This is a genomic window from Variovorax sp. 770b2 (assembly GCF_900115685.1).
GTDB lineage: Bacteria > Pseudomonadota > Gammaproteobacteria > Burkholderiales > Burkholderiaceae_C > Variovorax.
The window spans coordinates 27,106-42,465 of record NZ_FOXJ01000004.1; the positions used below are offsets into that span (position 1 = coordinate 27,106).

Below are 15,360 nucleotides of genomic sequence, written 5' to 3' on the forward strand. Positions count from 1 at the left end.
CAAACGTGTTACGTGTTACGTAGCACGGGGTCCCAAAAGGCGAGTTGTAACACCCAAAATAGGTGCTACAGCTGAGCAAAAAATCACAGATCCGGGGGGTGCCCTCGTCACCGAGAGGGCCTCAACCGAGGGTCAACCGAGGATTTCTTCGTGGAAGAGCTTCCACTCGGTACCCTGCCGCAGCCAGTACTGGCGCCGGGTACGTCCGCTCTTTTCGCCTTCGAAGACTTCCCCGAAGGTAGCGATCATGGTGTCGTCGCCGTCGCGCCAGTGCAGGTACGACATGTCCTTGAACTGCACGCGTTTACCTTGTGCATATTCCACTTCGTCGTGGGGTGCCGAAATTCCGTCGATCGGTTTTTTGCTGTTGCGCTGGAAATCCGGCAAATAGAATTTCTTCAATTGCGCTTCATTTCCACTGGCCCTTGTATCTTTCCAGGCGGTAATTGCGCTGGTAAATGTCTGGGCTTCTTTTTCAGCCTGCGGCGGCGATATCCATTGCAGGCTGCGCGCGGTGACCACCGGCGTGGCGCCGATCTGCACCTTGCGCAGCAACTGCTTCAGGTCGGGGTTGGCCATGACCACGCACCCGTCGCTGGCCAGCGGCGCCCGTGCGAACTGCTGGGGCGGGGTGCCGTGCAGCCAGATGCCGCCGCCGGTCTTGCCGCGCCGCACGTCGTACGGGTTCGGGTAGTTGATGGGCAGGGCGCCCGCGCCGTAGAAGTCTTTCAGCGACTTCGGATCGAGGCTGCTGGTGATGTAGTACACGCCCAGCGGCGTGCGCGCATCGCCCTCGGTGACCTTGTCGGTGCCCGACTTGCCCACCGAGATGTAGTAGTCGGCCACCAGCTTCAACCCCTTGTCGGAGTTCTCCAGCAGGTACAGCCGCGAGCGCGAGGCGTCCACCGCGATCGCGTAGCGGCTGCGCGTGGAGAGCGACAGGAACTGCGAGGGCACGGTACCCGCGGGCGGGCGCTCGCGCAGGGCCTGCAGGCGGCGGCGCGATTCCTCGTGCAGCTCGGCCATGGCCGGATTGCCGCGAAGGCGTGCGATGCCCGCGTTGTCCGGGAGCGAATTCGTGGGCGGCACCTGCGCGGCGAGCAGGTCGCCGTACACGAGCTGTGCGAGCTGGAAGTTCGGATAGTCCCGCACCAGGTCGCGGGCCTTGGCCAGCGCGGGGCGGGCCTGGCCGCGGCCGAACATTTCGTAGACGGAAATCAGCCGGGCCTCGGCGCTGCCGGCCTCCTGGATGGAGGCGGCGGGCGCTGACCTGCGGCCGGGTTTGGTGGCCGCGGCGGCGGAAGCGCTCCGGCTCTCGGCCAGCGATGCCTTCCTGCCCTTGGCCTGTGCCGACTTGCCGGCGCTGCCCCTGGCTTCCCTCGCTTCCCTGAGGGAAGACCGGCTGCCCGCCGCATGCGCGGCGCGGCGGTTGCCGGCGGCCTTGTCGGCGCCCATGTTGGCGTTCTTGCCGGCCTTGGCGCTGCTGCCGGTTTTTGCGCCGGCCTGCTTGTTCGATGCGAAGGCGGCGCCGGGCGCCGCCAGCATCAGTGCCGATGCGGTCACCAGCGCTGCGAGCAGGTTCCCGCGGCGCGGGAACGGAGGATTCTGAAGCCGGCCGCGCCGGACGATGTCTGTCACTAGCCGCCGACGCTTTCCTTGCGAATGTGCCATTGGTTGCCCGAGCGCTGCATGTCCAGCGTCTTCCGGCTCGAGATGTTGAGGCTGTCCGCGCGATAGATCTGGCGGAATTTGGCCGTGGCGTTCTGGCCGTCGACCTTGATCACCAGGTTCTCGATGTTCACGCTGATGCTGGACTTGCCCACGATGCGCGCACGTCGATCTTCTTCCCAGGCCTTGCGGCTCTGGCCGCCGCCGGGGGTGAAGTCGGGGCCGTAGGCGGCCAGGTAGCGCTCCATGTCCTGGCCGGCCCAGGCCGAGGCCCAGCCGCGGACGGCGGATTCGATCTCGGCGGTGGAGGCCGATGCGGCAGCGGGGGCCGGTGCGGGCGCCGGCGCAGCTTCGGGCGCCTTGGCCGGGGCCGCAACGGGTGCGGGGGCGGCGGCTACCTTGGCGGCCGGTGCGGGGGCGGGAGCCGGCGTCGGTACAGGCGCCGGCGGTGCCTTCGCTGCAGGTGCGGGCCGCTCCGGCGCGGCCGCGGCGACCAGCACCGTGGGCTTGGCGCCCGGCGGCGTCGGCGTGAAGAGCGTGCGGATCACGGCCAGCTTGGGCTGCACCGCGGTGTTGTTCTGGTCCAGTTGCAGCGCCTTGCTGTAGGCCTGGCTCGCGAGCCGCGCGTACACGTCGCCGAGGTTTTCCTGGGCGGTGGCGTAGCTGGGGTTGGTGCGAATGGCGCTTTCCAGCGCGCTGCGGGCCTTGTCGAACTGGTTCTGGCCCGCGTAGATCACCGCCAGGTTGTTGTACGGCTCGGGCAGCTCGGGGGCGTCCAGCGTGAGCTGGGTGAAGGCGGCGATGGCCTCGGCGCGCTTGCCGGTGTCCAGCTGGATCACGCCCTTCAGGAAGCGCATCTGCGGATCGCGCGGCTTGTCTTTCAGGAATGCATCGGCCTTGGCCATGGCTTCGTCCAGCTTGCCGGCCTGCATGAGGCGGTCGACGTCTTCATGCTCGACCGCGGCCAATGCCGGGAGCGCCACGCCGCAGGCGGCAACGGCCAGCAGCAGTGCGCGCACGGTGGGGGAAAAACTGAAGCGGGCGCGAGGCCGGGGGCTCTTGGGCATTGCGGACAAGACCTCGTAGGGGGTGGATAACGCAGCGGGTTGGCGGCAAGGATTGTAAGTGGGCCAGTTAACCTTCAGACACAGGGATGACGGTCTTTCGTCTTGCCCGCAACGGCCCGGCCCCGGGCTTTCCCCATGGGCGGCCGACCGCCCCGCTGCCGGACGCAAAAAGCAGGCCCGCGCAGTACAGTGCCGCCGTGGACCGCCTCCAAAGCATCGAAACCTTCGTTCGCGTCGCGCAGACCCAGAGCTTTGCGGAAGCCGCGCGCCAGTTGCGGGTGGCCAATTCGGTGGTCACCACGCGCGTGAAGCAGCTGGAAGAGTTCCTCGGCGCGCCGCTGTTCCACCGCAGCACGCGGGTGGTCCGGCTCAGCGACATGGGCCAGGCCTTCCTGCGCGACTGCACCGAGCTGGTCGGCCGCGCCAACGACATCGTCGACCAGATGCGCGATGCGCGCGGCACGCCCTCGGGCACGCTGCGCGTCCATGCGCTGACCGGCATGGTGCTGGGCCGCTTCGCCTCGCTGCTGCATGAGTTCCACACCACCTATCCCGACATCCACCTGGAGCTGATCGTGAGCGATGCGGTGGTCGATCCGGTCAAGGCCGGTGTCGATTGCGCCTTGCAGATCTTTCCCGCGGCCTCGCAGGAGCTGGTGTCGCGCCCGCTCTTCCCGGTGCGGCGGCTGCTGTGCGCCACGCCCGCCTACCTCGAGGCGCACGGCACGCCGGCCACGCCGCGCGAACTGCATCGCCACAAGCTGGGCCTCTATTCGGGCTACCCCACGCGCGACCGCTGGACCTTTCACCACAACGGCGAGCAGACCACCATCTACCTCGCCGCGGCGCTGCTCACGAACAGCGTTCACCTGCTGCGCGAATACGCGCTGGAGCACGCGGGCATCGTCTGCCTGCCGACGCTGGTGGCGGGCGATGCCATTGCGCGCGGCGAGCTGCGCGTGGTGTTGGCGGAGCACCAGCTCTCGTCGTTCTCGCTGAGCGCGGTGTACGCGGGCACCTCGCGCAATGCGCTCAAGCTGCGCCTGTTCATCGAGCACATCGCCACGCGCTTCACGCGCGTGCCGCCTTGGGACGCCACGCTGATCGAGCGCGGAATGATCCCGGCGGAGCTCATCGAATTCAGCCGCTCCAGCGGGTGACAGCTACTCCCCCAGGCTTCGCGCACTTCGTGTCGCTTCTCCTTCCCCCTCGCCGGGGGCGACACCTGCGGCCCCGGCGTAGCCGGTTCCGCGGTGTCCCTGGAACGGGCGGCCGGGCTGCATGGAGGGGGTAAACCCGGCCGATTGTTCGGAGACTCCGAATAATCCTCTTCCAAACTGGTCCCTACCGGCGGGACGGCATGACTCCTAGAGTTCGCTCATCCAAGGATGACAAGGAGACAAGCCATGACCGCCCCCGCTTCCCCCGCCTACAAGACCCGCTTCGGATCGCTCAAGCATTTCGAAAAAGGCCACGTCGAGCCCATCGACGACGACGTGCGCCACTACGCGTTCTCCAACTGCTTCGAGATCGCCAGCACGAGCCAGCCCTACGAGAAGGTCGTGTTCGGCCAGAACCAGATCTACGTGCTCGAGACGCTGCGCGCCGAAGGCACCTCGCCCTGGTTCACCTGCGCGCACGACGAGTTCGCGCTCGTGATGGATGGCGAGGTCGAAGTGCACCTCGTGCAGCTCGATGCCGCCCAGACGGTGGCCGACAAGGAGAAGAACGGCGCCGTGCTCGTGAAGGGCGACCCCCAGGGAAAGAAGATGGGCTGGATGAAGCTCTCGCGCGGCCACCAGGGCCTCTTGCCGAAGAACAGCGCCTACCAGTTCCGCACCGCCGGCGAGCCGGGCGTGATCGTCCTGCAAAGCTGCAAGGGCGAGCTCTCGGTCGAGAAGTGGGCCGACATCTGCCAGTCGCATTGAACGCAGCACGCACCCAGGAGCCACACACCATGAACGCCCCCGCAGAACTCGCCCGCGTGATCGCATCGCAGCCCGACGCCACGCTCGGCTACAAGGACTTTTCGCTCGGCAGCTTCCGCTTTCGCCGCGACGAATATTTCGTGCACATCGGCTGGAAGACCCGCGACGGCCGCCCCATGAGCCACACGCTGGACGCCGGCAACTACCTGCGCGCGCTGATGCGCGACGTGGCCTGGGGCTTCTTCTACGGCTGGGTGAATTTCGACAACGTGTTCGGCACCGTCAACCACTACGACTCGGTCGACCTCTACGCCGGCAGCTTCAACGGCACGATGAAGGACGCGGGCATCGACCTGCTGGAGAACTTCCCGACCGCGCAGATCCGCGCCACCTTCGAGGCGATGCTGGACGACTGGACCAACGAGGCGTTCGACCCCTTCAGCGCGCCGCAGGAAACCGGCTCGCCCTACGGCCGCAAGAGCGGCAACAACACCGCCAGGATCACCCGGGCGCGCGAGCTCGCCAAGCGCTGCGTGGGGCTGAAGGGCGACCTCGATTTGCGCAGCGATGCGCGCGGCGCGCCGATCAACCGCGCCTTCGCCGACGTGCCGCAGGCCGAGCCCGAGCTGCACCCCGAGTCCGGCTTCGAGAACGAGGTGCACGCCTTCAATCTCTTCGGCTTTTTGAGCCGTTCGCAGGTCACCTGGAACCCGAGCTTCACCTCGGTGGTGAAGCACAGCTACATGTGCCCGACGACCGAGGAGCACATCCTGCCGATCATCCACGGCAACGACCGCGTCGAGTGGTTCTTCCAGATGACCGACGAGATCCACTGGGACTGCGGCGACAAGAACACCGGCCGGCCCATGGCCCGCGTGATCATGAAGGCCGGCGACATGGCCGCCATGCCCGCGTACTGCCGCCACCAGGGCTTCAGCCCCAAGCGCTCGATGCTGCTGGTGTGGGAGAACGGCTCGCCGAGCCTGGTCTTCGAGATCCAGAAGGGCGAGTCGCCCGAGATCCCCGTTCAGTTCTGAACTGCCTTTCTCCCTCCCCCTCTGGGGGAGGGCAGGGGTGGGGGCTCTCCAGGCCCGCGCCCTCTTTGAAGATGCCCCCACCCAACCCTCCCCCAAAGGGGGAGGGAGAGGAACGCCCATGTCTGCTCTGCCCATCCGCCACCAGCTCTTCATCGACGGCCGCTTCGTCGACGCCGAATCCGGCGAGACCCTCGCCACGCTGAACCCGCACGACAACACGCCCATCGTCGATGTCGCGCTCGCGGGCAAGGCCGACGTCGATAAAGCCGTCACAGCGGCAAAGCGCGCGTTCCCGAAATGGAGCCGCATGGCCGCAGCCGACCGCGGCCGCATCCTGCTGAAACTCGCGGACCTCATCGAGGCCAACGGCGAAGAGCTCGCGCGTCTCGAATCGCTGGACACCGGCCACCCGATCCGCGATTCGCGCCGGCTCGACGTGCCGCGCACCGCCGCATGTTTTCGCTACTTCGGCGGCATGGCCGACAAGTTCCAGGGCGAGACCATTCCGGTCGAAGAGGGCTTTCTCAACTACACGCTGCGCGAGCCCGTGGGCATCGTGGGGCAGATCGTGCCGTGGAACTTCCCGCTCATGTTCACCAGCTGGAAGATGGCGCCCGCGCTTGCCGCTGGCAACTGCATCGTGATGAAGCCGGCCGAGATCACGCCGCTCTCGTCGCTGCGCATCGCCGAGCTGATGGCCGAGGCGGGCCTGCCGCCCGGCGTGGTCAACATGCTGCCGGGGCTGGGGAGCGTCGCGGGCCAGTACATCGCCGAGCATCCGGAGATCGCGAAGATCGCCTTCACCGGCAGCACCGCCACGGGCCGGCGCATCGTGCAGGCCAGCGCGGGCAACCTGAAGAAGGTACAGCTCGAACTCGGGGGCAAGGGCCCCAACATCGTGTTCGAGGATGCGAACCTGCAGGCCGCCGTCAACGGCAGCGCGTGGGCCATCTTCCACAACCAGGGGCAGGCCTGCATCGCGGGCTCGCGGCTCATGCTGCACGAGAAGATTGCCGACGCGTTCCTCGAACAGTTCATTCCGCTCGCGAAATCCATCCGCCTCGGAAACCCGCTCGACGAGAACACCGAGATGGGCCCGCTCACGAGCGCGCAGCACCGCGAGCGCGTGCTGAGCTATGTCGAAGTGGCGCAAGGCGAGGGCGGCGAACTGCTCGCGGGCGGCAGGTCGCCCGGCGGCGATCTTGCGAAGGGCTGCTACGTCGAGCCCACCGTGATGCGCGCGAAGTCGTACAAGGACCGCGTCGCGCAGGAAGAAGTCTTCGGCCCCTTCGTCACCGTGCTCACCTTCAAGAACGACGAAGAGGCGATGCAGATCGCCAACGGCACCGACTACGGCCTGGGCAGCGGCCTGTGGACCCGCGACCTGCAGCGCGCCCACAAGGTGGCGCGCGACCTGCACGCCGGCATGGTGTGGATCAACAGCTACAAGCGCGTGAACCCCGGCTCGCCCTTCGGCGGCGTCGGCCAGAGCGGCTACGGCCGCGAGATGGGTTTCGACGCGATGCGCGAATACACCCAGGTGAAAAGCGTGTGGGTGAACGTCGACGCGCAGATACCGCCGCACTTCGCGCGCTGACTCCTGACCCTTGGCCCCGCGGCAACGACCTACATACAAAAGACGGAGACAACCATGACATTCAATCGCAGGCAATTCACGCAGGCCACCGCCGCACTCGTGGCCTCGGGCGCGGCACCTCTGGTGTTCGCGGCCGACACGCTGAAGATCGGCTACGTCTCGCCGCAGACCGGCCCGCTCGCGCCTTTCGGCGAGGCCGACAAATGGGTCATCGAGCAGATGAAGACCGCCTTCAAGGAAGGCATCAGCGTCGGCGGAAAAAAGTATGCGGTGCAGATCGTGCTGAAGGACAGCCAGTCCAACCCCAACCGCGCGGGCGAGGTGGCCAACGACCTGATCCTGAAGGACAAGGTCGCGCTCGTGCTCACGGCAGGCACGCCCGAAACCGCCAACCCGGTGAGCGATGCCTGCGAGCTCAACGAGGTGCCCTGCATCTCCAGCGTGGTGCCGTGGCAGCCGTGGTTCTTCGGCCGCAAGGGCGATCCGGCCAAGGGCTTCAACTGGACGTACCACGTGTTCTGGGGGCTGGAAGATGTCATTGCCAACTACACCAACGGCTGGAAGACGCTCGCCACCAACAAGAAGGTCGGCGGCCTGTTCCCGAACGATGGCGACGGCAACGCGTGGGGCGACAAGGAGTTGGGCTTTCCCAAGCCGCTCGCGCAGATGGGCTTCACGCTCACCGACCCGGGCCGCTTCCAGAACGGCACGCAGGACTTCAGCGCGCAGATCGCGGCGTTCAAGAAAGAGGGCGTGGAGATCGTCACCGGCGTGGTGATTCCGCCCGATGCCAAGACCTTCCTCACGCAGGCGCGGCAGCAGGGCTTCAAGCCCAAGGTCATCACGCTGGGCAAGGCGCTCTTGTTCCCCGGCGCGATCGAGGCGCTCGGCGACCTGGGCGACGGCCTCTCGACCGAGGTGTGGTGGAGCCCGTCGCATCCGTTCACCTCGAGCCTCACGCAGCAGAGCGCAAAGGCCCTGGCCGAAGCCTATGAAGCCGGCGCGAAGAAGCAGTGGACGCAGCCCATCGGCTTCGCGCATGCGCTGTTCGAGGTGGCGGCGAATGCGCTGTCGCGCGCGAAGTCGCTCAAGGCGGGCGACGTGCGCGATGCCGTCGCATCGACCTCGATCGATTCGGTGGTCGGCCCGGTGAAGTGGGGCGGGCAAGGGCCGTTCAAGAACGTGAGCAAGACGCCGCTCGTGCTCGGCCAGTGGGGCAAGGGCAAGAAGTACAAGGTCGAGCTCACCATCGTGAACAACGACGCGGCCAAGAGCATTCCGACCGGCGGCACGCTGCGGCTGCTCTGACATGGCGCTGCTGGCACTGCATGCCGTGAGCAAGGCTTATGGCGCGCTCAAGGTCACCGACGACATCTCGCTCTCGGTGACCGAGGGCGAGACGCTGGGCATCCTCGGGCCGAACGGCGCGGGCAAGACCACGCTGTTCAACCTGATCTCGGGCGATGTGCGCGTCGATGCGGGGCGCGTGGAATACGCGGGCCGCGACGTGACGCGGCTCAAGCCGCACCAGCGCTGCCATGCGGGCATCGGCCGCAGCTACCAGGTGCCGCAGCCGTTCGGGAACATGAGCGTGTTCGAGAACCTCGTGACGGCCGCCTGCTTCGGCGGGCAGCAGACCGAGCGCGAGGCGTGGCGCACGGCGCATGAGGTGCTGGAGCAGACCGGCCTGATGGCGCATGCGAACAAGCCGGCGGGCGGGCTCACATTGCTCGACCGCAAGCGCCTCGAGCTCGCACGCGCGCTGGCGACGAAGCCGCAGTTGCTGCTGCTCGACGAGATCGCAGGCGGGCTCACGGAGCCCGAGGCCGCGGTGCTGGTCGACGAACTCAAGCGCATCAAGGCGCGCGGCGTGACGATGATCTGGATCGAGCACGTGGTGCATGCGCTGCTGTCGCTCGCGGACCGGTTGTTCGTCATCAACTTCGGGCAGAAGCTGGCGGAGGGCGAACCGCGCGCGGTGATGAACGACCCGGAAGTGCGACGGGTGTACATGGGAATGGAAGCATGAGCGCGCATCTGCTCGCCACGCACAGCCTGAAAGCCTTCTACGGCGATGCGCAGGCGCTCTTCGGCATCGATTTCTCGCTCGCCGCCGGCGAACTCGTCGCCATCATCGGCGCCAACGGCGCGGGCAAATCGACGTTCCTCAAGAGCCTGACCGGCCTCGTGCGCGCGCCCCGCGAAGCGATCCATTTCAAGGGCGAACCCATCGGTGGCTTGCCGCCCGGCGAGATCGTCCGCCGAGGCCTAGCGATGGTCCCCGAAGGCCGTCGCCTCTTCCCCAGCCTCAGCGTCGAAGAGAACCTGCTCATGGGCGCCACAGCGAAGCGCAAGGGCCCGTGGAACCTGCAGCGCCTCTACGCCCTGTTCCCCATCCTCGCCGAGAAGCGCCACCACCCCGGCACCTCGCTCTCGGGCGGCCAGCAGCAGATGGTCGCGCTCGGCCGCGCGCTCATGAGCAACCCCGAGGTGCTCTTGTGCGACGAGCTCTCGCTGGGCCTCGCGCCCATCGTCATCCGCGAGATCTACGCGGCCATGCCGACCATCACGGGCGAGGGCATGACGGTGGTCATCGTCGAGCAGGACGTGACGATGGCGCGCCAGGTGTCGCAGCGCATCTACTGTTTCCAGGAAGGCCGCGTGTCGCTCGAAGGAAAGTCCGCCGACCTCACGCGCGAGCAGATCTCACAGGCCTACTTCGGCATCGAGGCGGCCCATGCTTGAGACTCTCGTACAGGGCGTGCTGCTCGGCGGCCTCTACACATTGTTCGCGCTCGGCCAGTCGCTGATGTTCGGCGTCATGCGGCTCACCAACACGGCGCAGGGCGACTTCATCATCCTCGGCGCGTTCGCGGTGATCGCGGGCGTGTCGCTCACGGGCGATGCGGTGCCGTGGCTCGTCGTGCTCGCGGTGCTGCCGGCGGCATTCGGCTTCGGCTACGCGCTGCAGCGCTACGTGCTCAACGGCACGCTGGGCAAGGACCCACTGCCTTCGCTGGTGGTCACCTTCGGCCTGTCGATCGTCATCCAGAACCTGCTGCTCGAACTGTTCTCGGCCGACCCGCGCGCCATCGAAACCAACGGGCTCAGCACGCAGGGCGTGGCGCTCGGCGATTCGCTCTCGCTGGGCGTGCTGCCGCTGATCGTGCTGGCCATCGCGGTCGTCGCGACCGGCGCGCTGCAATGGCTCTTTGCGCGCACGGCGCTGGGGCGGTCGTTTCGCGCGGTATCGGACGACCGCGAGATCGCCGAGCTCATGGGCCTGGATGCAAAGAAGGTCTACGCCTTCGCGACCGCCATCGCCTTCGTGCTGATCGCCATCGCCGGCGCGCTGCAGGGCATGCGCACGACGGTGTCGCCTTCGGACGGGCCGCTGCTGCTGCTCTTCGCCTTCGAGGCCGTGATCATCGGCGGCATGGGCTCGTTCTGGGGCACGCTGGCCGGCGCGATGATCCTTGGCATCACCCAGCAGATCGGCTTCAGGCTCGATCCGGGCTGGGGCATCTGGGCCGGGCACATCGTGTTCCTGGTCGTGCTGGTGCTGCGGCCGCAGGGGCTCTTTCCAAAGACACGTGGATGACGAACATGCCCCCACCCTTCATTGCCGTCGAGCGCGCCACCGCCGCAAGCCGCACCGCGCTCACTGCCGGCATCGCACTCGTGCTCATCGCCGCGAGCCTGCCGTTCTGGGGCGAATCGAGCTGGATGCGCGAGTTCGTCGAGATCGGCTGCTACTTCATCTTCGCGATGATGTGGAACCTGCTGGCCGGCTACGGCGGCATGGTGAGCATCGGGCAGCAGGCCTTCTTTGGCTTCGGCGGCTACGTGATGCTGATGCTGGGCAACTTCGCGGACATCAATCCCTTCGTTGCGATACCACTGGGCGCGCTGGCCGCGGGGCTCGTTGCGGTGCCCGTGTCGTTCGTCGCGTTTCGCCTGTCGGGCGGCTACTTCGCCATCGGCACCTGGGTCATCGCCGAGGTGTTCCGCCTGAGCTTTGCCAACGTGTCGGCGGTGGGCGGCGGCTCGGGCACCACGCTCACCGCGCTGCGCGGCATCGAGAAGGCCACGCGCGAGCGCACCACCTACTGGATGGCGCTGGCCTGCGTGGTCGCGGCCATCGCGCTGGTGTACCTGTTCCTGCGCAGCAAGCGCGGGCTCGCGCTCCTGGCGATTCGCGACAACGAAGTGGCGGCCGAGTCGCAGGGCATTCCGGTCGCACGCATGAAGCTCGCGGTGTACGTGGTCGCGGCCTTCGGCGCGGGCCTGGCGGGTGCGCTGTACTTCGTGGGCAACCTGCGCATCAGCCCCGATGCGGCCTTCAGCGTCAACTGGACGGCCTTCGCCATCTTCATGGTGGTCATCGGCGGCATCGGGCGCATCGAAGGGCCGCTGGTGGGCGCGCTCATCTTCTGGGCGCTCAACAAGTTCCTGAGCGACTACGGCACGTGGTACCTGCTGGGGCTCGGGCTGCTCGCGATCCTCGTCACGCTGTTCTTCAAACAGGGCCTCTGGGGCTACGCGCAGCAGCGCTGGGGCTGGTCGCTTTTTCCGACGCAGCGCAGGCTGTTGCGCGCGCCGGCCCCGGCTACTTCTTCACGGGATTGATGGTGTATTCGATCTTCGTCCGGTCCTTGCAGGGGTCGTGGTCGAAGAACGACTACGCCTCCATGCTGCTCACGACCCAGGCCGCGACGCGCAGGATCAGCGCCGCGATGGCGCCCACGAACAACAGAAAACGAAGGCGATCCCTGGTGTGAAGAAACTCGATCGTCGGTGCTGAAATTCCCTCTGGTGGCTGCGCCGCAACGCCACCTGCGGCGCGCGATCGCGCGGCTGCCAATGGCCCCGCGCGAACCTCCTTCGGACTTGCGCAGTGCAGCACGATCCTGTAACGTTTGAAACAATGTGGTGACATTTCATCACTTCTTTCATCGCTCTGGAGTCTCCCTTGATGATCACCAAACGCCGCTTGCTCGAAGGTGGCGCCGCGGCCGTTGCCACTTCCCTTTTCGCGCCCGGCGCATGGTCCCAGCCGAAGCCGGCCGCCGAGGCCGCATGGCCCACCAAGCCCGTGCGCATCCTCGTGGGCTTTCCCGCCGGCGCCTCGCCCGACCTCGCGGCCCGCGCCATCGCCGAGCCGCTTTCGAAGATCCTGCGCCAGCCTGTCACGGTCGAGAACAAGCCCGGCGCGAGCGGCAACCTCGTGGCCGACCAGGTGGCCAAGGCGACCGACGACCACACCATCGGCGCGCTGATCAACGGCAACCTCACCATTGCCAAGCTGCTCAACCCCACGATCCCGTTCGACCCCGAGAAAGACTTCGCCCCCGTCGGCATGGTCGGCACCGCGCCGCTGGTGCTCGCCGTCTCCGGCAACGCCACCGGCAAGACGCCGGCCGACCTGCTGCTGTGGGTGCGCAACCTGGGCACCGGCGGCAAGTACGGCACGCCGGGCGTGGGCACCGTGGGGCACCTGGGCATGGAACTGCTCAAGAGCCGCGCCGCCATCACCGCGCAGCACAAGCCCTACACCGGCAACCCGCAGGTGATCGCCGGCCTGCTCGCTGGCGAGATCCAGCTCGCGCTGCTGCCGCCGGGCCTGGCCCTGCCGCACCTGGCGTCGGGCAAGCTGAAGGCGATCGGCGTGACATCGCCCGAGCGCAGCCCGCTGGCCAGTGAGTTGCCCACCATCCGCGATGCCGACGTGCGCGGCGCCGACCTGGAGATCTGGACCGCGCTGGCCGCACCCGCGGGCATGAACAAGAACGCGGTCGCCAAGCTCAGCGCGGCGCTGGCCGAAGTGACCAGCCTGCCCGACGTGGCGCAGGCCCTGCTCAAGACCGGCTGGCAGGCGCAGCCCGGCACGCCCGAGGCGCTGGCCCGCCGCATGCGCGCGGACACGGCGCGCCTGGGCGGCGTGATCATCATGAAGGGCATCCACTCGGAAGGTTGAGGGGCTGCTTCGGCCCGTCGCCGGGGCGCCGGCCTAGGCCTTGAACGCCTTGGCCATCTCCACCACCGCCTCTTTGTCGAACGCGTTGATCTCGTCGATCAGCGCGTTGGTGTACAGGCGGTTCACGTCGCCCAGTTCCTCGCCCAGCCGGGGGGTCTTGCTGCTGTCGGCGGCCATCGCGATGTTGGCCGTCCACTCGGCGAGCGACGATGCGCCCATGCGCTGGTCGGGATCGTCGGGGCGGGGCATCCAGCTGTTCCTGCGGTCCTTGAGGATGAACGCCAGCTCCTTGCGTGCCTCGTCCTCGCTGCGGCCCTTGGGCCGGCTCTCGGGGTACACGGCCCAGTGCAGGTCGATGCCGGCGTCCAGGTTGTGGTGCGAGAAGATCGTCGACTTCGCGATGCCGCGGAACAAGGCCACCAGCGCCGCGCGATCTTCCTTCAGCGACTTGCGCGGCACGCAGATCCAGCCGCCCCCCAGTTGCGCGAATTTCGGCGTGAGCGGCACATAGCGCAGCTTGGTGCCCACCAGCTCGATGCGCGCCGCAGCCGTGTCGAAGGCCACCATCGCATCGACGCGGTCGTTGTCGATGGCCGCACCCGCGGGCGCGCCGTCGCCGATGGCGATGTATTCGCACTTGTCGTCCTTGAGCCCCAGCTCGGCGAGCATGGTCTTGGTGACGGTGATGCCCGTATCCCCCAGGCTGCGAACGCCGATGCGCTTGCCCGCGAGGTCCGCCGCCGACTTGATGCCGCTCCCTGGCTTCACCACGATCACGTTGGCATTGCGCGGCAGCCACTTGTAGACGCTCACCAGGTCCAGCGTCGGGTCCTTGGCCATCGCGGGCAGCAGGATGCCGGGTATGGCGGGCCCGAAGTCCACGTGGCCCGAACGCAGGCTCTGCATCGCCTGCGTCATGCTGGACATGTTGACGTACTCGATGTCCACGCCGCCCGGCTTGTAGAAGTTCAGCTTCGGGTGCTGGCCCGCGGTCGTGAAGCACTGCTGCGGATCGTTCACCGCCGCCGTGTTCGCCACCTTCATCACGCGCAGCTTCTGCGCCAGGGCCGGCAGCGCGCCGGCCAGGCCCAGGGCACCGATGCCCAGGCCGAAATCACGTCGTCTCCACATGGCTTGCTCCTCGAGAATGCGCGGCTGGAAACGCCCGCCGCACGCGGGCGGATTCAGACGCTCACGGTGCGCTGCGACGTATCGGCCGGCATCCAGTGCAGCGCCCGCTTTTGCAGCCGCCGCAGCAGCGCCGAGAGCGCGATGCCGATCACCGAGAGCACGATGCAGACTGCAAAGCTGCCGCCGCTGTCGGCCTGCGCTTCCATCTGCAGGATCAGCACGCCGAGCCCCGCCTGCGCGCCGACGAATTCGCCCACCACCGCGCCCACCACGCTGAAGGCGGCCGCCATGTTCAGGCCCGCGAAGATGAAGGGCAGGGCGCTCGGAAACTTGGCCTTGCGAAAGATCTGCCAGCGCGTGGCCGAGAGCGAGCGGAGCAGGTCGATGCGGTCCGCGTCCACCGCCTTGAAGCCCGCGATGCTGGTGACCAGCACCGGAAAGAAGGTGAGCATGCAGATGATCACCACCTTGGAGCTGATGCCGAAACCCAGCCACACCACGATGATCGGCGCCACCGCCACCTTCGGCACGCTCTGCAGCGCGGCCACGTAGGGCTCCAGCAGCGCTTCGAGCCGCGGCATCTGCGACACCACGATGCCGATGGCCAGCCCGACGCCGCTGCCGATGCCGAACCCGAGCACGATCTCCGCGAGCGTCACGCCGCCGTGGTACCAGAAGCCGTCCTTGGCCATCGGCCCGGTTGCCAGGCCCCGCCAGAGCGCCACTGCGACATCGCTGAACGGCGGCACCAGGTGCCTGGGTACGTTGAAGAACCGCACCGCGCCTTCCCACGAACCGAGCAGCGTGACAAGCAACAGCATCGATTGCACACGCGTGGAGGCGAGCGGATTCATGCGTCTCCTTGGCGGCGCATCGGCCGATTTCTCCGCGGACGCGGCGATGGCTTCATCGGACGCCGACAGCGGCGCGGCAAGCATGGCGGTCTTCATGATGG

14 protein-coding genes are annotated in these 15,360 nt (G+C 67.4%); 10 read left to right on the forward strand and 4 right to left on the reverse strand.

Translation table 11 applies throughout. The annotated features are described in order from the left end of the window. Window positions 1–132: 132 nt before the first annotated feature. Both BM133_RS21820 and BM133_RS21825 read right to left on the reverse strand, forming a co-directional pair. On the reverse strand, window positions 133–1,671 hold the full coding sequence (locus tag BM133_RS21820) for a L,D-transpeptidase family protein (RefSeq protein WP_093438327.1): 1,539 nt from the start codon (window positions 1,669–1,671) through the stop codon (window positions 133–135). Beyond that, window positions 1,638–2,735: a nuclear transport factor 2 family protein gene (locus BM133_RS21825; protein ID WP_093438330.1), complete on the reverse strand. Its 1,098-nt coding sequence runs from the start codon at window positions 2,733–2,735 to the stop codon at window positions 1,638–1,640. The genes BM133_RS21820 and BM133_RS21825 overlap by 34 nt, the downstream gene beginning before the upstream one ends. Before the next feature lie 197 nt (window positions 2,736–2,932). On the opposite strand from BM133_RS21825, the gene BM133_RS21830 reads away from it, so the two are divergent. The 10 genes from BM133_RS21830 to BM133_RS21875 all read left to right on the forward strand — a co-directional run bounded on the left by BM133_RS21830 (window position 2,933) and on the right by BM133_RS21875 (window position 13,274). Then, the gene (locus tag BM133_RS21830) at window positions 2,933–3,895 is read left to right on the forward strand and encodes a LysR family transcriptional regulator (RefSeq protein ID WP_093439330.1); all 963 of its coding nucleotides are present in this window, start codon (window positions 2,933–2,935) and stop codon (window positions 3,893–3,895) included. Between the two features lie 246 nt (window positions 3,896–4,141). Continuing rightward, on the forward strand, window positions 4,142–4,663 hold the full coding sequence (locus tag BM133_RS21835) for a cupin domain-containing protein (RefSeq protein WP_093438332.1): 522 nt from the start codon (window positions 4,142–4,144) through the stop codon (window positions 4,661–4,663). A gap of 29 nt (window positions 4,664–4,692) precedes the next feature. After that, window positions 4,693–5,700: a hydroxyquinol 1,2-dioxygenase gene (locus BM133_RS21840; RefSeq protein ID WP_093438335.1), complete on the forward strand. Its 1,008-nt coding sequence runs from the start codon at window positions 4,693–4,695 to the stop codon at window positions 5,698–5,700. Between the two features lie 133 nt (window positions 5,701–5,833). Further along, window positions 5,834–7,297 carry an aldehyde dehydrogenase family protein gene (locus BM133_RS21845; protein ID WP_093439333.1) on the forward strand — a complete coding sequence of 488 codons (1,464 nt, stop codon included), beginning with the start codon at window positions 5,834–5,836 and terminating at the stop codon, window positions 7,295–7,297. Window positions 7,298–7,351: 54 nt separating this feature from the next. Beyond that, window positions 7,352–8,605: an ABC transporter substrate-binding protein gene (locus BM133_RS21850; RefSeq protein ID WP_093438337.1), complete on the forward strand. Its 1,254-nt coding sequence runs from the start codon at window positions 7,352–7,354 to the stop codon at window positions 8,603–8,605. A 1-nt stretch (window position 8,606) separates the two neighbouring features. Continuing rightward, entirely contained in the window at window positions 8,607–9,326 is a 720-nt protein-coding gene (locus BM133_RS21855; RefSeq protein WP_093438340.1) for an ABC transporter ATP-binding protein, read from the forward strand. Continuing rightward, window positions 9,323–10,042 carry an ABC transporter ATP-binding protein gene (locus tag BM133_RS21860; RefSeq protein WP_093438343.1) on the forward strand — a complete coding sequence of 240 codons (720 nt, stop codon included), beginning with the start codon at window positions 9,323–9,325 and terminating at the stop codon, window positions 10,040–10,042. The genes BM133_RS21855 and BM133_RS21860 overlap by 4 nt, the downstream gene beginning before the upstream one ends. Further along, on the forward strand, window positions 10,035–10,898 hold the full coding sequence (locus tag BM133_RS21865) for a branched-chain amino acid ABC transporter permease (RefSeq protein WP_093438346.1): 864 nt from the start codon (window positions 10,035–10,037) through the stop codon (window positions 10,896–10,898). Before BM133_RS21860 ends, BM133_RS21865 begins: the two co-directional genes overlap by 8 nt. Window positions 10,899–10,903: 5 nt before the next feature. Beyond that, the gene (locus BM133_RS21870; protein WP_256219309.1) at window positions 10,904–11,926 is read left to right on the forward strand and encodes a branched-chain amino acid ABC transporter permease; all 1,023 of its coding nucleotides are present in this window, start codon (window positions 10,904–10,906) and stop codon (window positions 11,924–11,926) included. Between the two features lie 343 nt (window positions 11,927–12,269). After that, complete coding sequence (locus tag BM133_RS21875; protein WP_093438351.1) at window positions 12,270–13,274, forward strand: Bug family tripartite tricarboxylate transporter substrate binding protein; 1,005 nt, start codon at window positions 12,270–12,272, stop codon at window positions 13,272–13,274. A gap of 33 nt (window positions 13,275–13,307) precedes the next feature. Here the strand turns inward: BM133_RS21875 and BM133_RS21880 are convergent, their stop codons facing one another. Together BM133_RS21880 and BM133_RS21885 are read right to left on the reverse strand one after the other, a co-directional pair. Further along, window positions 13,308–14,405, reverse strand: coding sequence for an ABC transporter substrate-binding protein (locus BM133_RS21880; protein WP_093438353.1), 1,098 nt, complete (start codon window positions 14,403–14,405; stop codon window positions 13,308–13,310). A gap of 53 nt (window positions 14,406–14,458) precedes the next feature. Then, on the reverse strand, window positions 14,459–15,355 hold the full coding sequence (locus BM133_RS21885; RefSeq protein WP_177224906.1) for an ABC transporter permease: 897 nt from the start codon (window positions 15,353–15,355) through the stop codon (window positions 14,459–14,461). Between the last annotated feature and the right edge of the window lie 5 nt (window positions 15,356–15,360).